Genomic DNA, 23,157 nt, shown 5'->3' with positions numbered 1-23,157 from the left:
CTAACTTAACAAATAAATAAGCACATTTGTCAATTCGGCTGCAAAGCAGGATAGTATATTATATGGATGCCAAACAGATACCTTTAACCAATCGTGAAATAAGCTGGTTGTATTTTAATGACCGTGTACTGCAGGAAGCGGCAGACCCGACAGTACCGCTTATAGACCGCATCCGGTTTCTGGCCATCTTTTCATCAAACCTTGATGAGTTTTACCGGGTTAGGGTTGCTACTTTAAATAGGCTGGCCAACTTAAACCAAAAGTCAAAACAAATTTTAGGTTATAACCCTAAAAAGCTGCTTAATCAAATTAAAAACATCGTAGTTAAGCAGGAAAAAAAATTTAATAATCTGTACGAAAATATCATCATCAAACAACTTGCTGAAGAGAAGATATTTATATTGGACGAAAAGCAGTTAAACGTGAGCAGGGGCGGTTTTGTTAAAAGCTACTTTCGCGAAAAGCTGCTGTCTACACTCGTGCCGATTATGCTGACGGATGCAGGACCACTACCTGAATTAAAGGACCGCGCCATTTACTTCTTCGTTAAATTAACAAAAAATAAAAAATCAAGGTACGCGCTTGTTGAGTTTCCGGATAACCTCTCGCGCTTTTTGGTACTGCCCGAAACCAACAATTTAAAGTTTATTATCCTGCTTGATGATATTATCAGGTATAATCTGGAAGATATGTTTTTCATATTTGACCATGATAACATTGAGGCTTATTCCATACAACTTACCCGCGATGCTGAACTTGATCTGGACAAGGAGGTAAGCGAAAAGTTTGTCGACGCACTTTCTAAAAGTCTTGTAAAACGCAAAAAGGGAAAACCCATGCGTTTGCTTTACGATACCGATATGCCTGCGGATATGCTGCAGTTTTTGGTTGCTAAAATGGGCTTGCAGGGCGAGAGCCTTATACCGGGCAGCAGGTACCACAACTTCAAAGATTTTATTAAATTCCCTAATGTAGGCAGGCCCGAGCTGGAATACAATGAGTATCCGGCGCTACCTGTTGATAGTATTTCCTTTGGCAAAAGCCTGATCAGTCTCATTGCCAAAAAGGATTACCTGGTTAGTACGCCCTACCAATCGTTCGACTATATCATCCACTTTTTACGCGAAGCAGCCATTGATCCCAAGGTAAAAGAGATCAGCGTCTCAGTTTATCGCCTGGCTGATAACTCGCGAGTTGTACATGCACTCATCAACGCAGCAAAAAATGGCAAAAAGGTAAATTGCCTGGTTGAACTTCGTGCCCGTTTTGATGAACAGAATAACATACATTGGAGTAACCGTTTAGAGGAAGAAGGCGTACGCGTGGTTTATGGTATTCCGGGTTATAAAGTACATTCAAAAATTTGTATGGTGAGCCGGGTTGAAAAGGGTAAGGTTGTTAATTATGGCTGCCTTTCAACCGGTAATTTCAACGAAAAAACCGCGCAGATATACGCCGATCATACTTTGTTTACCGCAAACAAAAAAATCACCGATGAACTTGCCGGGGTATTTAAAGCGCTAAACCGAAGCGTATTGCCTAAAGGTTTCAAAAACCTGATCGTATCGCCAGTTGACTCGCGCCCGGCGATTTACAAGCTTATAGATTGTGAAATACGCAACGCTAAAGCAGGTAAAGAGGCGTACATGATTTTAAAGATGAATAGCCTTGCCGATGAGCAAATGATAGAAAAGCTTTATCAGGCCAGCCAGGCAGGGGTTAAGATAGATATGATTGTGCGGGGCATGTGCTGTTTGGTACCCGGCATTAAGGGATATAGCGAGAACATCAGTGTTATTAGTATAGTTGATAAATACCTGGAGCATGCGCGCGTACACATATACGGTAACGGCGGCAACGAGCTGATCTACCTGACATCTGCGGATTTTATGACGCGCAATATTGATAATAGGGTAGAAGTGGGTTTCCCGGTATATGATGAGGATCTGAAGAAAGAGATAAAAGACATTATCAACCTGCAATTAGCTGATAACACAAAGTCGCGTGATATTAACTCCAACAATAGTAATAAATACCACCGCACACATAACGTAAACCCGCACCGGGCACAAATAGACATTTATAATTACCTAAAAAACAAAAATACTTTAAAGTGAGATACGCTGCCATAGACATAGGATCAAACGCTGTACGAATGCTGATTGCCGAAATTGTTGAAAATAATCATTCGGTATCATTTAAAAAGAATACGCTCATACGTGTGCCGTTAAGGTTGGGTGACGATGCGTTTCTTCATCAGCAAATTTCGGAAAAGAAATCCGCTGACCTGGTTAAAACCATGCAGGCGTTCAGCAACCTGATCGACGTTTACAAGGTAACGGATTATATGGCTTGCGCTACTTCTGCAATGCGTGAAGCTAAAAACGGCGATGAAGTGGTTAAGGCAATAAAGGAAAAGGCTGGTATTAACCTGGAGATTATACATGGCGAAAAAGAAGCCAAAATTATATACGCAAGCCATGCCGATCAGGAAATAGATAAAAGCAAAAACTATTTATATATAGATGTTGGCGGCGGCAGTACCGAATTGTCTTTATTTTCTGCCGGAGAGCTTATTGCATCCCAATCATTTAACCTGGGTACAATACGTATTCTCGATAATCAGGACAAAGAGGAAACATGGGACGAGATGCGCGAATTTATCCGCAAACATACCCGTGGATTTAAAGATATCGCGGGCATAGGTACTGGTGGAAACATCAATAAGCTTTATCGCCTGGCCGAACAAAAGGACAAGTCGCCCATGCTATTTAACAAACTTAAATCGCTTTATAGCTATCTGAGTTCGTTTTCATTAAAAGACAGGATAAATGTGTTAGGCCTGAATCATGACCGGGCGGACGTTATAATTCCTGCTTGCGAAATCTATATCACGGTAATGAAAACAGCCGGGATAAAGCAGATTTACGTGCCAAGTGTAGGCATGGTTGACGGCATTATACAAACACTGATAGAGAAGAATTTCCCTCAATATCGCTAGTGAAAAATTTGAAAACAAATTATTAAGTTTTTGTAAAAATCTTAGTATATTTGTAGTGCCCTCTCATAGGGTATGTTTTTCATAGGTAGATGTAGGGTCGGGTACATAGTATTCGACCCTTTTTTTGTGCCGCAACTTTATCCCGCCGCTTTTGTTATACTTGCAATTCTGTTTATGAAGAAAAAGATTGTTATAGCCATTACCGGAGCCAGCGGCGCCATTTATGCCCGGCTGTTATTAGATAAATTACAACAATTGCAGGGTCAGATAGCTGAGGTTGGCATTATCATGTCGACCAATGCGCGCGAAGTTTGGCGGGTTGAATTGGAGAACTATGATTATCAAAATTATCCATTTAAATTTTACGACAAGTATGACTTTAGCGCACCTTTTGCATCGGGTTCTGCCAGATTCGATACGATGGTAATTGTTCCTTGTTCTATGGGCACTTTGGGCCGGATAGCCAGCGGGGTATCTGACGATCTGACCACCCGCGCGGCAGACGTAATACTTAAGGAACGGCGTAAGTTAATATTAGTGGCTCGCGATACACCATTTAACCTCATTCAATTACGAAATATGGTGACAGTGACTGAGGCCGGTGCAATAGTTTGTCCGGCCGTTCCATCGTTTTACAGCAAACCAAAAACGATTGAAGAGGTGGCGCTTACGGTGGTTGATCGCGTGGTTGACCTTATCGGGTTAGAGAGCAATAGCTTCAGGTGGGGAGAAAGCTAATAAGTAATTTATCCGCATTCTCTCAAAGCAATTTAAAACAGCGACTTAAAAGTAGCGGGATATTTTATATTTGTATAGTCGTACCTAACCGGCAACAATATGAATAAACTTTACCAATACCTAAGCGCTGCCTTACTAAGCGTTACATATCTATCATGCTCGGCGCAGAATGTTATTCTAAAGAATGATGACTTGCAGCATATCCGCTACGTGGGGCGGGTAGCTGTTACCGACAGTAACACCATGCTGTCATGGACGGCAACATCAGTAAAAGTAAATTTTAAAGGCACGTCAGCTAAGGTGTTGCTGAACGATGAAGCCGGCGACAACTATTACAACGTTATTGTAGACGGTAAAATTAAACAGATTTTGCATCCGCAAAAAGGTAGACATGAATATACACTTGCCGAAGAATTGCCTAACGGCAAACATGAACTCGAATTGTTTAAACGAACCGAATGGAGTATGGGCCGCACCTGGCTTTACCAATTCTCGTTCAACAAAGGCGCAGAGTTAACAGAAGCGCCCTCGCCGAAAAAGCGCCGCATTGAAGTGTTTGGCAACTCTATAACCTGCGGTTATGCGGTTGAAGATACATCGGGCAAGGATAGAGGGACTTCGCCTTATGAAAATGGCTATATTAGTTACGCGGCAATTACGGCACGGCATTTTGATGCCGATTATCATAGTACATCCAAGAGCGGGATTGGTATTACCGTTAGCTGGTTTCCGCTTATTATGCCCGAGATGTATGACAGGCTTTACGCGAATGACTCCACTGTTAAATGGAATTTTGAAAAATATCAGCCCCAGATAGTTATCATCAATCTTTTTCAAAATGATTCATGGATTACGCATATGCCCGATAATCCTGAGTTTAAATCACGCTTTGGCAAAACTCCGCCAACTGCCGAACAATTGACTAATGCCTACCGGAATTTTGTAAAGACCATACGATCAAAATACCCCGACGCCAGCATTATATGCGCACTTGGTAATATGGATGCCACTAAAGAGGGTTCACCATGGCCTGGTTATATAAAGCAGGCTACGGCAGATATCAACGACAAGAAAATATACACCTGCTTTTTTCCGTACAAGCAAACGCCCGGACACCCTAACGCAGCTGAACAGCAAGCCATGGCTAATCAATTGATTACGTTCATCAACAAAAACATAAAATGGTAGATGTTGGTTTATAAAACAAGCCGAATTTTATCAGCCCAAAAAGCGCCAAAGTGTAACCATTTTAAGCCAATTGCAGTATAAAGCTGTACTTAACCGACAAATAATCAACCCGGCATTTTTACCGTATTTTGTTTGTTAATGCTGCCTTTTTAAGTTAAACGCTGAAGTAAACTGACATTTTAAACGGCATATTGTTATCCTGGTGAACGTGCGTAATTCTTTTATACCTAACGTCCGTAAATGAGAAAACTGTACCTACTCAAAACTTTCGTACTACTTTTAGCTATATTTTTATATAGCAATAAGGCCCACGCCCAATATGCTATTGGCGGCGAAGCCGGCACTAACCTTGTAAACTCGGTTTATTGGCTCACCTGGGATAACGCCCTTCCCGGCAGTACGCTGGTTACTTCGCCAAGTGGATCAAGCGCACAAAACATCACCAATGGTAACTATGTATGGCAGTTTTCGCCTACGGTGCAAATCAGGGCTACAATCAGCAACCTGGTTACCAGCGGCAATCAACCGATGCAATCTTACACGCCGGGTAGCTACGCCAGTGACGGGTTGGATCTGTTATATTCAGGTAATAATCGCCCTAAGCCCGATTCGAGGGGAGTGGCGGCATCGGCCGTAGTTACACCCTATGGCGGTACAGCTACTTTCGATATTGATATTAAAGTTTTTATACTGATAAACGGTGTTTGGACGGACGTAGTTTATCCTGGTATGATTATCGGCGATGCTGAATCTATTGACGCGGGCGGTGAATACATTTCAGCTAATACACCTAATCCGATTGCATGGCAACTGCTTAATAAACGCACGCAAAACAACGCTGCCGATAACGAGTATAAAATGCAATTAAGTAATTCCGGCAGATCATTCAGGCTCTTCGCTAATCTGCCGCCGGGAAACTTTGGCGTGCAGGCGGTAATGTTTGCGCGTGGCGCTCGCGAACTCAACGATGTAAGCATGAAAGGATCCGGCCTTACTGCTATGGCCATAGGATTCGTATTGCCTTTTGATCTGGGAGATGACCCGCTGGGCTACGGCAACACCGGGCATTATATGGAGAATTTCCAGATAACCAATTATTTTAATGGTGACGGTACCTTTGCCGTAGTAAATTATCCCACTACACCGCTGGTAGCACGTGCTACCGTTTACATCGGAGAAGATAACGTTGACCCGGACGGCGAACCGGAAGGAACGCTTAACGCTGATGGCGACGATAATACCGGAAACAATGATGAAAACACAATAAACCCAGCGAGCCTGCCTGTAGTGAAAGTTAACCAGGCCGGTGATATTGTATTTAATGTTCCGGTAACGAATACCAAAAACGTTCCTGCGGCTTTACGTATATGGCTCGATTTTAACGGTAACGGTTTGTTTGAGCCAGGTGAACTGGTAAGTGCTACCGTTCCCGCTAATACAACAAATCAGAATTTTACCCTTACATTTCCTAATGCGCAGTTCGCAGGCAGAATTAAGGTAGGGTTGCTTTACTCACGTATTCGCATTACCACCACAAACCTAATTGATGACCCATCAACCGCCGTTGATGAGCGCAGTACATCATTTGCCGCCGATGGCGAAACGGAAGATTACAGGTTAAAAGACATAACCGGCATCACTATATCGGGCAGTGTATTTAATGATGGTAATGGTGGCAGCAACGGTTCAATCTCGGGTACGCCACTGCAACAAGTATCGGGTTCCCAACTGTATGCTTACCTGGTTGATGCAGCAACGAACAGGGTAGTACAAAAGGCTGCGGTTAGCAGCACCGGCACATATAGTCTGGCAAATAACAACAACGGTGCTTACACAGTTGCCATATCAACCAATAACGTTGATACGGGCGCTACGTTGGCGGCGGTTGCAGCCAACCTGCCTGTAAACTGGAAACCATCCGGCGAGGCATACGGTACAAATAACGTTAGCGGTACGGGTATCGAAACCGGGACACCTAACCTGCAAATAAGAGTGAGTACGCCGGGTACAAGTTTGGATATAACCGGAGTGAACTTTGCGCTTAACCAAATACCGGTTGCCGTTGCCGATTCGGCCACCACAACTGCCGGCGTAGCCGTTACCTTAAACATACCGGGTAATGATACCGATGCAGATGGAACCATTAATCCGGCCCAGGTATTTATTGTTGACCCGATTGACAATACCAAAAAAAGAACAGTGACCGTAGCAGGGCAAGGCACTTACGTTACCAATACAACTACCGGCCGGGTAACCTTTACACCGGTGCCGTCATTCGCAGGCAAGGCTATACCGCTTTCTTATACAATTCGTGATAATTACGGTTCGGAGAGTTTGCCTGCCCTGATATCAGTAATAGTGAAACCAACCGGTGTGAATGACAGTGACACCACAGCTATAGGCACCCCGGTTACGACCATAGTAAAAGCTAACGACGGTACGGATGCCACGGCTACTACAGTTACCGCCACCAACGGTATACATGGCAATACAACCGTAGATGCTCAAGGCCGCGTAACTTACACGCCGGAGCCGGGTTATGCGGGTACTGACACATATACCTATATTTTAACCACGGCGGACGGCATATCTTCTGACCCGATAACCGTAAATATCTACATAACACCGGATGGTGAAAATGATGAAGCCATAACCAATATCAATACGCCGGTTACCACTAATGTAAAGGCTAATGATGGAGCGGCGGCTACAGGTGCAACAGTTTCGCCTAAAGCCGGGGCGCACGGTACTACAACGGTTGACGCGCAAGGTAATGTGATTTATACACCGGCTAACGGCTACGTTGGCAGGGATGTTTACACTTACACGCTTACGCGGGATGGTATTGTATCGGCGCCAATAACCGTTAACGTCACTGTAAAACCTGTACCGGTTAACGATACCGATATTACACCGGTTAATACCAGCGTTACCACAAACGTAAAAGCAAACGATGGGGCAAGTGGTGTTGGTACTACCGTTACCAGTACAGCCGGCCAGCATGGCGTTACGTCAGTCAATGCGCAGGGGCAAGTGGTTTATACACCTGTTTCAGGTTATACAGGTATTGATACCTATACCTATACGCTTACCACGCCGGATGGTGTGGTGTCTGATCCGGTAACTGTAACCATTACTATTTATTCCGCAACGGTAAACCTTACCAAAAGAGCAACCAATACCGGCAGCAAGGCAGGCGACGTTATCAATTACACGCTGATAGTAACCAACACCGGCCAAACGCCACTCACCAACTTAGCTGTTACAGATGTTGGGGCTGATGCGGGTAGTATTTCTCCGGCCAACATACCTACGCTGGCCGCTGGCGCCTCGCGTACAGTTACCGCAAGGCATACGCTCACACAGGTTGACGTGAATAACCGCAGTTATAGCAATCAGGCCAGCGTAGCGGGTACAGATCAAACCGGAAGGCCGGTGAGCGATACACGTTCTGACGACCCTACAACACCTGCTGCGGATGATCCGACTATTGTAACCATTACTCCGGTTGGCGCAATATCGCTTGAAAAAACAGGTGTGTTTACAGCCAACTATATTACCTACACGTTCACTTTTACTAACACAGGCGACGCTACATTAACCAATGTAACGCTTACAGATACCAATCTCGGTCTTACCAACACCGTCGTAAACATTCCAGCTGGGGGCTTAATTCCTGGTGGAACGGCTACTTTAACATTCAGGTATACACTAACCCAAGCCGATAAAGAAGCAGGTAAGGTAACCAATAATGCATCGGTAAGTAGTACTGACCCTGTAGGAAACATTGTAAGCGATAACGCGACAGTAGATGTTCCGGTTGATCCGGCACCGATAGCGGTAAACGATAACGCATCAACCCAACGAAATACACCTGTTGTGATCGACGTTGACCGTAATGACCTGGCGGGTAATTCAAGCTTCGATCAGCAATCTATCGAAATACTTACACAACCGCAGCATGGCACCGTACAGGTAGGTGCTGATGGAACCGTTACTTATACTCCAAATGATGGTTATACCGGTACCGATTCATTTACTTATCGTATTAAAGACTTGTATGGTTACTACACCAACCCCGCAACGGTGAACCTCACTATTAATGCGAACGCGCCGTTTAAAATACCAACCTTATTTACTCCAAATGGCGATGGCATTAACGATGTGTTTGAAATACGCGGCCTTGAGCAATATGGCCAAAACAAACTATCTATCATTAACCGTTGGGGTAATGAAGTTTACAAGGCTACCAACTATCAGAATAATTGGGCCGGTACCGGATTAAATGAGGGTACTTATTATTACATACTGCAGGTTCAGGATAGCCAGGGTAAGTGGAATGTGTATAAGGGTTACATTACATTGATGAGGAGTTTAAAAAAATAAGCTGATGAATAACCGCTTTCAGGGGCTGGTGAACTACATAACATGAAAAGATTTTTAACCATATTATTACTACTCATAAATACCGGTATAATCTACGCCCAGCAGGATGCGCAGCAAAGCCAGTATATGTTTAACGGTATTTATATAAATCCCGCTTATGCTGGTTATAAAGAGATCCTTAACCTGCATGCTTATTACCGTGCGCAATGGACTGGCGTTGAGGGTTCGCCGCGCAGCATGTCATTAGCCGTTGATGCGACGGCTAACAATGGCAATGTTGGTTTGGCTTTCCAGGTGGCGAGTGATAGGCTTGGCGCACAGGAGTATCTGTCAGCATACGCGAACTACGCCTATCGCTTGCGCATGAATGAGGACGGAAGCTCGAGGTTAGCGTTCGGTTTAGGTGCGGGCCTGATGCAGTTGGGCATGAATGGTTCAAAACTCAACCCTAATGACCCCGAACCCGATATGTTTACCGGCACGCAAAGTACTATAGTGCCCGATGCCCGCCTGGGTATTTACTACTCTGATAATAAATTTTACGCGGGACTCTCTGCTGATAACCTGGTAGCCCAGCATATCAATGTACGTAAGGATGGCTATATAGCGCAGCCCAAGGCACATTATTATCTTACCGGTGGTATGTTGTTTCCATTAAATCAGGATATTATGGTAAAGCCAAGTTTCCTTTTAAAGGACGACCGCGGCGGGCCTACGAGCTTAGATATTAATGCCTTTATATTACTTGGCGAGAAATTATGGCTGGGTGGATCATACCGTACAGCAGTAAAGTTGTATGACAAAAGCTACCTTCAAAATGACCTGAGCCCGCTCAATTCTATCATAGCAGCGGCAGAATTTTTCCCCAACCCTTATCTGCGTATAGGTTATGGTTACGATTTTTCAATCGGCCCGCTGCGCGGTTATGATGGCGGTACGCATGAGATATCCATTGGTATCTACTTTAAAACCAAACAAAGCCGGATGTTAACGCCAAGATATTTTTAAAGCAGATGAAAAGAGCATTGACCAAAATCGGACTTTTTACAGCGCTGCTTTTTACTGTTAAAGTAGCTGGCGCACAAAACGTATTAAAGCAAGCTGACGAACAATATAATTTGTATAACTACAAGAAAGCGGCTGAATTATACCTTGATGCTTACAAGCGCGATTCATCGTCGTTGCATATCGTAGAACGCCTGGCTAACTCGTACCGAATGATGCATGATTACCCGGAGGCGGAAATTTGGTATGAAAAAACAGTTGTGATACCTGAAAGCAATAATGCCAACATTTACCGCTATGCCGAGGTTCTTAAAAATAACGGGAAGTATGCCGAGGCTAAACGGCAGTTTGGCAAATACTACGCATCGGATAAAGTAATAGATAAAACGCAACTTAAATTCTGGACGGATGCTTGCGATTCGGCATTAAAATGGATGAAAAATCCGACTCCTGTACAGGTGAAAAATGAGCAGTTGCTAAACAGCACCTACGCTGATTGGGGCGCCCGGAAATATAACGATCAGTTGGTTTTTGTTTCAGATCGCGAAAGCCGCTTTACCCGAAATGTCACTAAGGATGATGAACCATTTTTTAAATTCGATGGAGCAAAAGCACCTGATAAAAGGCAATACGGCTGGACAGGTAATGGTTACCTGCATTTGTATGAATCAGCCAATGCGGATAGCGGGCGCTTATTTCCCATAGTAAACAATGTGGCTTACCATACCGGGCCCGCTTCATTCACCGCTGATGGTAATGAAATGTACTACACCATTACGCGCGTACCTCGTAACTGGAGTAAGGATCTGTCAGGCATTAAAACATTCAGGCTTGAGGTATACTTCAGCAAAAAAGATGCTGCCGGCAAGTGGACTAAGCCTGTACCCTTCAAGTTTAATAATGAGAAAAAGTATTCCGTTGGCGATCCGTTTATTTCGGCCGACGGAAGCACGCTGTATTTTGTATCAGACATGCCGGGTGGAATGGGTGCTACGGATATTTACTATTGCGTAAAAGACGAAGCTGGAAACTGGCAAATGCCTGTAAACCTGCAGAGCATAAATACGGCAGGAAGCGAGCGCACACCCTTTATAGATGCTGAAGGTAATTTGTATTTCTCTACCGACGGTTTAATCGGCATGGGTGGGCTTGATGTTTTTAGAGCCTTTAAAACCGGTGATTTTACCTTTGCGAAACCCGAGAACCTGCAATATCCAACCAATTCTCCGCGTGATGATTTTTCATACGTAATTTATAACGGCCGTACAGGTTACCTGTCGTCAAACCGTTTAGGCGGGGTAGGCAGTGATGACATTTACAGCTTTAACCAACAGCCAGAACTTAACCTGCGTTTAGAGGGTATAGTATACGAAAAGGGTACGCGGCAGCCGGTATACAATGCAAAGGTGGGCTTGAGCGGCGGCGCCATTGTAATTACCAATAATACCGGTTACTATAGCTTTAGCATCAGGCAAAACAGTAATTATAACCTGCGTGCTGAAAAACAAGGGTATTTAAGTGATAACGAACAAGTAAGTACCAGCGGACTTACTAATTCGCAGACCCTAAAAAAAGACCTTTACCTGGAGAAAATCGTGTTAAATAAAGCCATCCGGCTGGAGAACATTTATTACGACTTTGACAGATGGGAGATAAGGCCTGACGCTGCAATAGAGCTGGATAAACTGATTAAGATATTACAGGATAACCCAACTATACAGATAGAATTGGGCTCGCATACCGATAGCAGGGGTGATGATGATTATAATATGGAACTATCCCGCAAACGAGCGAATGCAGCGGTAGACTATATTTTGGATAAGGGCAATATTGATGAGGGGCGGATAGTTGCCCGTGGCTATGGAGAAAGCCGCTTACTAAACCGTTGTAAAAATGGTGTAAAATGCAGTGATGCAGATCACCAGCTTAACCGCCGCACCGAATTCACTATTATCAAAATGTAATAAGTAAACCTAAACAAAAGGCTTTACTGTTATCGGTAAGGCCTTTTGTTTTATTGAGCCAGCGCAACTTCGGGCTGGTGGCGGGTTTTACCTATGTAATAGCTGGATATCAATGCAATTACCTTGGTAATGTAAAAGATAAAGAAAATAAATCGTGCTTGTTCATTCATTACGCTTCCCATAATCCAGATGAATAATGGGGCTATTTGAGCTGCAAAAATAGTACTGAACGCGTTTTTAGAATAGCTAAGCATCCAGCCTATAATCGAAAATAATAATACGGAAAGGCTAATGATCACCGTTGCTCTTACGGCATCGCTACCACTAAATATATGCGAAAATTGTATGGGCGTTTGCGCAAGCAAACCCAGTATTAAAGCATGTTTCCAATTAATGTTACGATTAAACTCCTTAAACGTAACACTCTCACGAGCATAGTAACGGATAGTAGCAAACGCGGCAACGAATATCAGCGGAAAGTAAAAGCCAAACATCAATACACTAAAAGCGGTACGGGTATCATCGCTATAGCCGTTGATGGTGGCCGCCATAGGGTACTTAACAAAGGTTATGTAACTGCAAAAGCCCGCCCACAAACCGGCAACGATAGCTACTATGGCGTATAACGATGCATTTTTGGTAAGTGAATTGGTAAAACGGTTAATAAAGTAACCACTGCGCAGCGTTACCAAAATAAACAGCACAAATAATATTACAGCCATGGCGTAATATTCGTTCTTGATGAAGCTATCGCTATTATCGGGCTGAAATACGCTGACAACCGTTTGGTTGAAAACCTGTGGCATTACGATAAATATTGCCTGCAAAATTAAAACACCTACAGCGCCCCAAAGCATCATCATCCAGTTGCGGTTTGCATTGCCGGTTAACGGTTTTTGCTCCTGAACCGTAACTGTTTCCGGCCGGCCAATTCTATGGGTAGCTACCAGCCAGGCTTCGTCATCGCTCAGATTTGCAGCGCGTAACTCCAGGTAAGTATCCTTAAGTAGAACAGCAAGTTCTTCAACGTCGGCTTCAGTTAACTGTGAACCGCCAAAATTTTGTTTCCAGGTTTGTATGCGGGCCTCTAATGCGGCAAGTTGATAGGTATCCATAAGGCATTCATAATGGTTTTATAAATGTAGCAGAAAATATAATGATGCAAATGTTTTTTAAATATTGCTAATAAAAAATGCTTTAATTAACTTAAAAGCGACATTAGCGTCATCACAATTCAAAAGCATGGAGCAATCCGGTTCAGTGCAACTAAAAAAAGTATTAAAGCCTTTACAACTGTGGGCAATTGCCGTGGGCCTGGTTATATCCGGAGAATATTTCGGCTGGAACTATGGATGGCACGAAGCGGGTACCGTGGGCTTTTTAATAACCACCGCAGTAGTTACATTGATGTATGTAACCTTTATTTTTAGTTATACCGAACTTACAACCGCAATACCACATGCCGGCGGCGCTTTCGCTTACGCCTATCGCGCTACAGGGCCTATTGGCGGTTTAATAGCGGGTTATGCTACATTGGTAGAGTTTTTATTTGCGACACCGGGTATTGCCTTTGCATTAGGCAGTTATTTGCACTTTTTATATCCGGATATATCCATTTTAGTATCTGCATTATTTTTCAATGTGGTTTTTATACTGCTTAATATATCCGGTATTAAGGAGTCGGCAGCTTTCTCCGTATTTATCACCTTGCTGGCGGTAGCAGAACTGCTTCTGTTTATGGGGATTGTAGCTCCATCTTTTAAAATGGAAAATTACCTCGCCAATTCTACGCCGGTAAAAATGAGTGGCATGCTAGCGGCCTTACCTTTTGCCGTTTGGTTTTATCTAGCAATAGAAGGCGTAGCACAGGTAGCCGAAGAGGTTGACAATCCCAAAAGCAATATTCCTAAAGGCTACATCTCAGCCATGCTTACACTGGTGCTTTTAGCAATTGGTGTAATGGTTTTAACCGGTGGTATAACAGACTGGCGGAAGCTAAGCCATCTTGATTATCCGTTACCTGAAGCTATAGCAATAGTTTTAGGCCGTAGCAGCGGTTGGACTAAAATATTCGCCAGTATAGGTCTTTTTGGTTTAATCGCTTCGTTTCATGGTACCATATTGGCCTCTTCAAGGCAGGTATTTGCCATGTCGCGCAGTGGATATCTGCCCCACAAACTATCAAAGGTAAACACCAGGTTCAAAACACCGCATTGGGCAATAGTAGCCGGTGGTGTAGTAAGTGCAGTTGCCTTATTTACAGGAACCACCAGCCAGATCATCATCATGTCAGTAATGGGGGCGGTGCTCATGTACATCATCAGCATGGTAAGTTTATTCATCTTACGCAAAAAAGAACCACATCTGGAGCGGCCCTTTAAGTCGCCGGTGTACCCAATTTTTCCGGCTATCGCGCTAACTATCGCTTCGGTGTGTTTACTGACTATCATGTACTTTAATCTCGGAATAAGTTTAATTTTCATCACGGGTTTACTGACATCCCTGGTGTTGTTTATCATAATGGGTAAACACAAGTTAAAAGTAACACACGATGATTTGCTGCAATCGCCGATGATATCAAACACAAAAGATTAAATGAGCTACCGGTATACCATAAATAACCATGTTTACCGGTTTAACGGCCTGAAGGACTTGCTGGCTAAAGCATCGCCACACCGTAGCGGTGATGTGCTGGCAGGCGTTGCCGCCGCAACCTACCAAGAACTTGTGGCAGCACAGATAGCGCTTAGCAACGTTTACCTGAAAAATTTTTTGAACGAGGCGATTATCCCATATGAATTTGATGACGTAACAAGATTGATTATCGACAGCCATGATGCACAAGCATTCGGCATGATTAGCCACCTTACTGTAGGTGGTTTTAGAGATTGGCTGTTGCGGGATGATGTAGACGAAGTTGTTTTACGGCACATAGCCTTAGGCGTTACGCCGGAAATGGCAGCGGCGGTATCAAAACTCATGCGCAATCAGGATTTAATTGCCGTGGCGAGTAAATGCCGGGTTATAACCCGTTTTCGTAACACCATTGGTTTAAAAGGTCACTTTTCAACGCGTTTGCAGCCTAATCATCCAACAGATGATGCGCGGGGTATCACGGCCAGTATAATTGACGGGCTTTTGTACGGAAGCGGCGATGCGGTTATTGGCATAAACCCGGCAACCGATAGCCCTGCTGTAACTGCAAACCTGCTTAACCTGGTGGATGAATTACGCCAACGGTTTGATATACCCGTGCAAAGCTGCGTACTTAACCACGTTACCACAACAATTGGCCTAATGGAAAACGGAGCGCCGGTTGATTTGTGTTTTCAATCAATAGGCGGCACGGAGTTAACCAATAAGAGTTTCGGTATCAATATTAAGATTATTGAAGAAGCCTATGAAGCCGCCCTTGCGTTGAATCGTGGTACCATAGGCCAAAATGTAATGTATTTTGAAACCGGGCAGGGCAGTGCGCTTTCGGCCAACGCGAATCACGGTGCCGATCAGCAAACCTGTGAAGCTCGAGCGTATGCTATAGCTCGTAAGTTTAACCCATTACTGGTTAACACAGTGGTCGGTTTTATAGGGCCTGAATATTTGTATGACGGTAAGCAGATCATCCGTGCGGCGCTCGAAGATCATTTTTGCGGCAAGTTACTGGGTTTGCCCATGGGAGTTGATATTTGCTACACCAATCATGCCGAAGCAGATCAGGATGATATGGACAATTTATTAACCTTGCTCGGCATAGCGGGTTGCAACTTTATTATGGGCATTCCCGGATCCGACGATATTATGTTGAATTATCAATCGACTTCTTTTCATGATGCGTTGTATATACGTAAAATGCTTGGATTAAAGCCTGCCCCCGAATTTGAAGCATGGTTATTAAAGCATGACATTATAGATGATAAAGGAATGCTGATATCAGATAGCCGTAACCGTTTGCTAAAGGCTGCTAACTTATGAGCGACGATTTATATAAACAGAACCTATGGGACAAGCTGAAGAAATTTACGTCGGCGCGGATAGCGATAGGCCGTACAGGCAGTAGCATACCGGTACATAACTCGCTCGAATTTAAGCTGGCGCACGCGCACGCGCGGGATGCCGTTTATTCCAGGCTTGATGTGGATAAACTTAATAGCGAATTAACCCGGTTTAATTTACCCGTGCTCAATATCAGCAGCCGGGCCTCGTATCGCGAACAATATTTACAGCGTCCGGACTTAGGTAGGAGAACAGATGATGTTTCAAATGAAATCCTGCAGGCGAACAAGGGTAAGTATGATATAGTGATCGTTATTGCTGACGGACTTTCAGCCACGGCCATCAATCAAAACATGATTGATTTTTTAGCGTCAGTTATACCAATGTTTAAAGCGGCTAAAATGCAACTGGCGCCAATATGCCTTGTTGAACAGGGTAGAGTAGCTATAGGCGATGATATTGGCGCTGCACTTAACGCCAGGCTTTCACTTATATTAATTGGCGAGCGGCCGGGTTTGAGCGCAGCGGACAGTATGGGGGCTTACATCACCTTTTCACCCAAACAGGGGTTGACGGATGATAGCCGAAATTGTGTATCAAATATCCGCCCGCAAGGTTTGCCCATACACATGGCGGCAGAAAAAATATTTTACCTGATACGCCAGGCTTTTCGTAAGCAACTTTCGGGCGTGCAGCTTAAGGACGATAGCGATGAACGATACTTTCCCTGATTAAATCTTAATATCAATGTTACCCTGGAAGTAAACCGGGTCGCGGTTATCGCTGATGATATTGGCAGTAGCCGAACCATTTTTAAACACATCCATAGTTAAACGGCGTGCTTTGCGGGTATCTTTAAAATTGATGGTTATCTGCCAACGATCTTTTTTCGAGGTAACCTTATAATCAAACTTGGTAGAGGTAAATTTAATGCCGCCATCTTCGCCACCCACCGGCGCATTCATGTAAACACGGCCAAAATACGGAAGGTATGCTATTACCGAATCCTTACGGATTTTAATGTCGTAATAATTGGCTGGGGTAAGAAACACCTGGCGGCCACCCAGCGGATTCATCCATTGAGCCACAAACCTGTATTTTGTTGAATCAACCTGGGCTTTTACCGCCTGTTCCTGTTTTGCTTTTTTGTCGGCTTTGCTATTTTGGGCATATGCGGTGCTTACAGTTAAACCCAATAAGGCTATAAATAAAAGTTTGGTTATCGTTTTCATGGTTATGAATTAGATATTAATACTAACAAATGGTTTAAAGATAAGTTGCTTACATCAGCTTTTATTTTTTGACTTACAGTTATTTAACTCATTTAGGTTTACTTTTTAAATATGTAATTATTTTTAATAGCTCTTTTCGGTTTTTGGCATCATGATAAAATTTGGGTAACCGCTCTATCAGTGTGAAACCTGTACGATCGTGGTACTCCCTGAGTTTGGCGCCAATATAATTTTCCAGATATTGCAGATGTTCATCATTATAAGCCCAAATACATCATCCTTAAAAGGATGCTGATACCACAATCGGGCGTCAAAATAACCATGTGCCGCTTTTATAAAAGTAATGGCTTTGAATTGTTTTGATGTAATATCATCTGTTTTATTATATCCGCATTGTGCACATATTAGTCGAGCTACCTTAGTCTCGTAGCTAACTGTCGCGTATGCTTGCCTACCACACATCGGGCATTCAACCGAAACTCTGGTTTGAAATTCTGACAAGCCCTTATTCTCATCCCTGAATCGTGTAGTATCCATACAATATCAATAAAGTAAAAGAGCCTCTCCGCATATACAGAAAGGCTCTATTTTAAATGATCAAATTACTTATATCAAATTAACGCTGCGGTTAACAAATTCAGTAAGTTCAGGCCCTGTTAATAAACCCTGAGATAGCAACGCTAAATCAAAGGCTTGTTTTGCCAATTGCGATTGTGTATCATCGCTTTCAGCTTCCAATATCCTGCTGATCAGTTTATGGTTACCGTTTACAATAACTTTATAATTATCCGGCATATTGCCGTAAAAACCCATGCCACCGCCCATAGCAGCCATGTCTTTCATACGGCGCATAAACTCGTCCATAGTAACGGTTACCGGTAACTCGTCAGGGTTTAGGCTTTCCAGTTCAACACGATAAGCGGGTTTATTGATAGCCTTAGTAAAGATGTCCTTAACCTTTGTAGTTTGCTCCTCGCTCAGTACGGTTTCCGGCGCGTCATCCTTTTTTATCAACTTGTCTGCAACGTCAGCATCAACGCGTTTAAGTGAGGTCTTCTCCAGCTTCTGCTCCAGGTGGCTGATAAAGTGATTATCAATAGGAGAATTCATCAGCAACACATCGTAGCCTTTTTTATTGGCCGACTGGATAAATGAATCCTGTTTTGCCGCGTCATTTGTGTATAGGTAAACCAGTTGGCCATCCTTATCCGTTTGAGTAGCTTCTACCTTTTCCTTGTACTCGTTAAGGGTGAAGTTTTCGTTTGCGGTGTTGCTCAGCAAAACAAAGTCTTTAGCTTTTTCATAGAATTTATCTTCGCTTACAAATCCATATTTCACAAACAGGCCAATGTCGCTCCATTTTTCTTCATAAGCTTTACGGTCTTGCTTAAATATCTCTGTAAGCTTATCGGCTACTTTTTTAGTGATATAGTTGTTGATCTTTTTAACGTTGCTATCGGCCTGCAAAAAGCTACGCGATACGTTAAGCGGAATATCTGGCGAATCAATAACGCCATGTAATAGCATCAAAAATTCAGGTACAATATCCTTCACCTCATCGGTAATAAACACCTGGCGAGAGAATAGTTTAATTTTGTTACGCTGTATCTCAAAATCGTTTTTAAGCTTAGGGAAGTACAGTACACCGGTAAGGTTGAACGGATAATCAACGTTAAGGTGTATCCAAAACAGCGGATCTTCTGAGAACGGATAAAGCTCTTTGTAAAATTTAAGATAATCTTCATCCTTTAATTCGTTAGGCGCTTTCGTCCATATTGGGTTGGTATCGTTAATGATGTTGTCAACCTCGATGGTTTTGTATTTTGGTTTTCCTTCCTCATCAACGCCATCTTCTTCTTCCTGCTCGTTAGTGCCGAATTTAATTGGCACTGGTAAAAATTTGCAGTACTTGTCCAATATCTGCTGAAGCTTGTGCTTGTCTAAAAATTCTTCAGATTCACTGTTGATGTACAAGGTGATCTCAGTACCGCGTTCTTCCAAAACACCATCGCCAATTTCAAATTCGGTACTGCCATCGCATACCCAGAAAGCCGGTTTAGCACCGTCCTGGTAGGACAGGGTTTGTATCTCCACCTTATCGGCAACCATGAACGCCGAATAGAAGCCCAAGCCAAAACGACCGATGATCTCATTGGCATCCTTAGCTTCCTTGAATTTTTCCATAAACTCAGTAGCGCCTGAGAATGCTATTTGGTTGATATATTTCTTGATCTCTTCTGCCGTCATACCAATACCATTGTCAGATATGGTGATGGTTTTGGCATCCTTATCAAACGCAACCTCAACACGCAGGTTATCAACCGGGCCATTGTATTGGCCTAATGATGAAAGGCGCTTTAGCTTTTGAGTAGCATCAACCGCGTTAGATACCAGCTCGCGCAGAAATATCTCGTTATCAGAGTAAAGGAATTTTTTAATTATCGGGAAGATGTTCTCGGTGTGGATTGAAATTGTGCCTTTTTCTTGCATAATTTTATAATGTTATAATTTTAATAATGATCAGTAACTGGCAAATATCAATGCCTGTTCCAAAGTGGATTCGCTTGTCAAATTGGCAGTGTTGATTAAAGTAAATATTTAATAATATCACTTATGAGCGCGAGAAACAAGCTCAGAAACAGACCATATCCAAAAAGGTAAATGACCTTCGATCGTACGGGCTTTTCTTTAAAAAAACTTTTTAACAGGAAATAACCTCCTACAAATGTGTAATAGAGAAGCAAAAAGAAAGGTGTAAGTATTAAGAGAGCTGCAAAGAACACCGAAATCTTATATCCAGAGTAGTAATGATGTGTGATCTTATCAAGTTGAGTTAATAAAATCATTGCTACAATCGACAACATACCGTATTTAAAATATCTTTTGGCCTTATTATAATTTTTAAGCGGATCAATAGCTGGTGTTTGTAACATGCAGGTTTAAAATGTTATTTATTTCAAGTAAAAATATCACACATTTTTCATGTATTTGCTGTTACTTAGCACAAATTTTCAATCACTTTGTTAAACAAATAAACCTCTCATGAAAAAATTTACTTTAATAGCGGCGCTCCTCTTTGGCGTTGCCCATTTCGCTTCGGCACAGCTTATACCCAACTTTCAGTTTGGCGCTAAAGCCGGTGTCAACCTGTCAAGCTTCAGCTTGTCAAACAACAATTTCGACGGTTCTAACCGCGCAGGTTACCTTGGTGGTTTTTGGGCGAGGGTAGGTGGCTTAGGCTTCCATTTTCAACCGGAGCTTTATTTGACCGGTAAGAACGTAAATATAGAAGATGATAACGGAAATGTAAACAGGGTTAAATTTACCAGCATTGATGTTCCTCTATTGGTAGGTTCTAAAGTAGGTGCTCTGGGTTTTGGTGGTAGATTTTACACAGGGCCATTGATTTCCTTTAAAATCAACGATAGTCAAAATTTTGGTGGTGCCTTTTCTGACGCCGTTAGATTAAGAGATGTTAAAAACCAAAATTTTGCATGGCAACTGGGTGCAGGCGTCGATATTCAGGACTTATCTATAGACCTGCGATACGAATATGGATTAACCAAGCAAACCTACAACGAAGGCAATTCAAAAGCACGCATCAACTTATTCAATCTCACATTGGCTTATAAAATATTCTCGATGTAATCAGATTTGATCTTGATTTTTGTGAAAAGCGCCTGATTGTGGCGCTTTTTCTTTTTATGCCAATTAAACAAAAAACCCCTTTACTCGAAAGGGGTTTTATATCAGCAGCAAAAGTGTAAGCCGGGTTCTGTTCCATAATTGCTTATGGCTTCTATCATTAATCTGGGCTTGCTATTGCTAACAAGCTCTTAGCAACCTACCCATCCTGATGACCAGCTAAAGCCGGTACGGAAGCGAGCAACTTCACTGATCAGGACCTATTTGGTCTTTCAACTCCTGAGGTTTACCGCAATTCCGGTCACCCGAAAAAGCCGTGAGCTCTTACCTCACGTTTTCACCCTTACCCTTGCGGGCGGTATATTCTCTGTGGCACTTGCTGTCGCCGGCTGCCGGCGCCTTCCCGTTAGGAAGCAGGATGCTCTGCGTTGCCCGGACTTTCCTCCCCGCGTAAACACGGAGCGATAGAACGTTTTGCAATCACAAAGATAAGCTTTTTGGCGTTATGCCTACGTTAGTCGCATTTTTTAAGGTCGACTTCCACCTGCTTAACATCAATCAATCGCATTTTATTGCCGAATGAATTGCCAATATAAGTTACAACCTGAGCTATCTCGATAGGGCTGAGGCCTGATGGAGGCATCTTATTGTCATACATTTTGCCTGATACGCGGATGAAACCGCTCATGCCGTTTTGCACAAAACAAGCCAGCTTGGCTTTGTTTTGTTTTAAGTATAATGTATCGGTTAACGGCGGTATAAGGGCAGATAAGCCTTCGCCTTTGCTGCCGTGGCAGTTTTGGCATTTTTGCTGATAGATGAGTTTACCGCCGGTATAGTATCGCGCATACTCCAACTGATCCTGGTTTTGACATGATACAGCCGCAACTATAATTACCAACAGCGGAACAAAAACTGCTAAAGCTTTTTTCATTTGGCTTGCTGATCGGGCTCTGCACGTAGTGTTTTAATATCCTCAATAAGCTTAGCAACTTCTTTTTCATCAGTGCCGATGTATGATCCCCTGATGCGTTTTTGCTTGTCTATCAAAATAAAATATCCATCGTGGATAAACTTTTCTTTTTCGTCCTCGCGGGGAGTAGTAACGAGGTAGCTCGTCGCCAGATTATAAGTTTCTTCTTTTTTACCCTGAACAAGCCACCACATGTTACCCTTAATGTTCAGCGCGTCGGCATATTTTTTTAAAACTGGCACGCTGTCATACTTCGGATCAATGGTCATCGAAATAATACTTACATCTCCTGCATCTTTAAATGCCTTGTAAACATTCAGCATATTACGGTGCATCACCGGGCATATTGACGGGCAGGTTGTAAAAAAGAAATCAGCCACAAAAATTTTGCCGTCGAGACTTTTATTGGTGACACTATCTCCATACTGGTTTACAAAGCCGAACGAGGGGATGGTATGATACACTGTATCCGTTACTTGTTTACCATCTACTGTTTTAGTAACAGCATCGCGTTCGCCGTAAATGGGTAAAGCTTTCCTTCCGTTATTATCGTTGAATTTGCAAGCGGCAAAAAATAATGCAGCGGCTGCAATCGCGGTAAAATATCTCTTCATTTACTGTTTGTGATTTGATAAAAATTGCCATGAAGCTTTGATGGCTTTTTTTGTGACTGAATCAACTTGTGTTATGCTTGCTTTTTGATCAGCAAGATACTTCATCGCTTCCTCATGCGTTTTTTGTGAGTAGTCGGGCTCAAATTGGTGCATCCATTCGCTCATAGCGGCATCCGCTATGTTCAAATTTTCGCTTAACGCAAGCGCCGAATCCTGAACAGACTTATCTACCTGAGTTTTTGCCAGCGTATCCAACTTTGCTTTATTTTCAAGTATCATACCTTCGTAGTTCATCACCTCGTTGTGGATGCTTATTACTTCATCAAACAGTTTGCGCTCCTGCGTTTTGTCATCAGAAAGACTGTTGCAAGCGGTGAAAAGTGCAGGAATAAATAACAGGTAAATAATCTTCTTCATA

At 43.0% G+C, this 23,157-nt stretch carries 18 protein-coding genes and 1 other RNA gene; 11 read left to right on the top strand and 8 right to left on the bottom strand.

Annotated elements, in window-relative coordinates:
* The first annotated feature begins 62 nt into the window (after positions 1-62).
* The 7 genes from ppk1 (at position 63) to LT679_RS04215 (ending at position 12,282) form a co-directional block, all read left to right on the top strand.
* Positions 63-2,117, top strand: coding sequence for a polyphosphate kinase 1 (ppk1, locus tag LT679_RS04245; RefSeq protein ID WP_232175820.1), 2,055 nt, complete (start codon positions 63-65; stop codon positions 2,115-2,117).
* Positions 2,114-3,001, top strand: a complete 888-nt coding sequence (locus LT679_RS04240; protein WP_232175818.1) for a Ppx/GppA phosphatase family protein — start codon at positions 2,114-2,116, stop codon at positions 2,999-3,001. Before ppk1 ends, LT679_RS04240 begins: the two co-directional genes overlap by 4 nt.
* Before the next feature lie 174 nt (positions 3,002-3,175).
* A complete protein-coding gene (locus tag LT679_RS04235) occupies positions 3,176-3,739 on the top strand; it encodes a UbiX family flavin prenyltransferase (RefSeq protein ID WP_232175816.1) in 564 nt (187 codons plus the stop codon).
* Positions 3,740-3,838: 99 nt separating this feature from the next.
* Positions 3,839-4,927, top strand: coding sequence for an SGNH/GDSL hydrolase family protein (locus LT679_RS04230; RefSeq protein ID WP_232175815.1), 1,089 nt, complete (start codon positions 3,839-3,841; stop codon positions 4,925-4,927).
* Positions 4,928-5,167: 240 nt separating this feature from the next.
* Positions 5,168-9,313 carry a CshA/CshB family fibrillar adhesin-related protein gene (locus LT679_RS04225; protein ID WP_232175813.1) on the top strand — a complete coding sequence of 1,382 codons (4,146 nt, stop codon included), beginning with the start codon at positions 5,168-5,170 and terminating at the stop codon, positions 9,311-9,313.
* Between the two features lie 42 nt (positions 9,314-9,355).
* Entirely contained in the window at positions 9,356-10,321 is a 966-nt protein-coding gene (locus LT679_RS04220) for a PorP/SprF family type IX secretion system membrane protein (protein ID WP_232175811.1), read from the top strand.
* 5 nt (positions 10,322-10,326) lie between these two features.
* Positions 10,327-12,282 carry an OmpA family protein gene (locus LT679_RS04215; protein WP_232175810.1) on the top strand — a complete coding sequence of 652 codons (1,956 nt, stop codon included), beginning with the start codon at positions 10,327-10,329 and terminating at the stop codon, positions 12,280-12,282.
* A 50-nt stretch (positions 12,283-12,332) separates the two neighbouring features.
* On the opposite strand, the gene LT679_RS04210 is transcribed toward LT679_RS04215, so the two are convergent.
* Entirely contained in the window at positions 12,333-13,397 is a 1,065-nt protein-coding gene (locus tag LT679_RS04210) for a hypothetical protein (protein ID WP_232175808.1), read from the bottom strand.
* A gap of 127 nt (positions 13,398-13,524) precedes the next feature.
* On the opposite strand from LT679_RS04210, the gene eat reads away from it, so the two are divergent.
* From eat to eutC, 3 genes are read left to right on the top strand one after another with little or no spacing between them, the layout of a single operon-like run.
* On the top strand, positions 13,525-14,877 hold the full coding sequence (gene eat, locus LT679_RS04205; RefSeq protein ID WP_232175805.1) for an ethanolamine permease: 1,353 nt from the start codon (positions 13,525-13,527) through the stop codon (positions 14,875-14,877).
* Positions 14,878-16,254 (top strand): ethanolamine ammonia-lyase subunit EutB, encoded by a 1,377-nt coding sequence (locus tag LT679_RS04200; RefSeq protein WP_232175803.1) that lies wholly within the window; start codon positions 14,878-14,880, stop codon positions 16,252-16,254.
* Positions 16,251-17,006, top strand: a complete 756-nt coding sequence (gene eutC / locus LT679_RS04195) for an ethanolamine ammonia-lyase subunit EutC (RefSeq protein WP_232175801.1) — start codon at positions 16,251-16,253, stop codon at positions 17,004-17,006. Before LT679_RS04200 ends, eutC begins: the two co-directional genes overlap by 4 nt.
* On the opposite strand, the gene LT679_RS04190 is transcribed toward eutC, so the two are convergent.
* The 3 genes from LT679_RS04190 to htpG all read right to left on the bottom strand — a co-directional run bounded on the left by LT679_RS04190 (position 17,007) and on the right by htpG (position 19,997).
* The gene (locus LT679_RS04190; protein ID WP_232175800.1) at positions 17,007-17,507 is read right to left on the bottom strand and encodes a DUF4251 domain-containing protein; all 501 of its coding nucleotides are present in this window, start codon (positions 17,505-17,507) and stop codon (positions 17,007-17,009) included.
* A gap of 177 nt (positions 17,508-17,684) precedes the next feature.
* On the bottom strand, positions 17,685-18,044 hold the full coding sequence (locus tag LT679_RS04185) for a hypothetical protein (protein WP_232175798.1): 360 nt from the start codon (positions 18,042-18,044) through the stop codon (positions 17,685-17,687).
* 69 nt (positions 18,045-18,113) lie between these two features.
* Positions 18,114-19,997, bottom strand: coding sequence for a molecular chaperone HtpG (gene htpG, locus LT679_RS04180; RefSeq protein WP_232175796.1), 1,884 nt, complete (start codon positions 19,995-19,997; stop codon positions 18,114-18,116).
* A 552-nt stretch (positions 19,998-20,549) separates the two neighbouring features.
* Between htpG and LT679_RS04175 the strand changes: the two genes are divergently transcribed.
* Positions 20,550-21,155, top strand: a complete 606-nt coding sequence (locus LT679_RS04175) for a porin family protein (RefSeq protein ID WP_232175794.1) — start codon at positions 20,550-20,552, stop codon at positions 21,153-21,155.
* Between the two features lie 100 nt (positions 21,156-21,255).
* On the opposite strand, the gene rnpB is transcribed toward LT679_RS04175, so the two are convergent.
* From rnpB to LT679_RS04155, 4 genes are all read right to left on the bottom strand, one after another.
* An RNA gene (gene rnpB, locus LT679_RS04170) (RNase P RNA component class A) lies at positions 21,256-21,633 on the bottom strand.
* A gap of 33 nt (positions 21,634-21,666) precedes the next feature.
* Complete coding sequence (locus LT679_RS04165; RefSeq protein WP_232175792.1) at positions 21,667-22,086, bottom strand: c-type cytochrome; 420 nt, start codon at positions 22,084-22,086, stop codon at positions 21,667-21,669.
* Positions 22,083-22,739, bottom strand: coding sequence for an SCO family protein (locus tag LT679_RS04160; RefSeq protein WP_232175790.1), 657 nt, complete (start codon positions 22,737-22,739; stop codon positions 22,083-22,085). The genes LT679_RS04165 and LT679_RS04160 overlap by 4 nt, the downstream gene beginning before the upstream one ends.
* On the bottom strand, positions 22,740-23,156 hold the full coding sequence (locus LT679_RS04155; protein ID WP_232175788.1) for a hypothetical protein: 417 nt from the start codon (positions 23,154-23,156) through the stop codon (positions 22,740-22,742).
* Between the last annotated feature and the right edge of the window lies 1 nt (position 23,157).

The organism is Mucilaginibacter roseus, from assembly GCF_021215455.1.
Lineage (GTDB): Bacteria > Bacteroidota > Bacteroidia > Sphingobacteriales > Sphingobacteriaceae > Mucilaginibacter > Mucilaginibacter roseus.
This window is presented reverse-complemented; position numbering and strand designations above follow the sequence as displayed.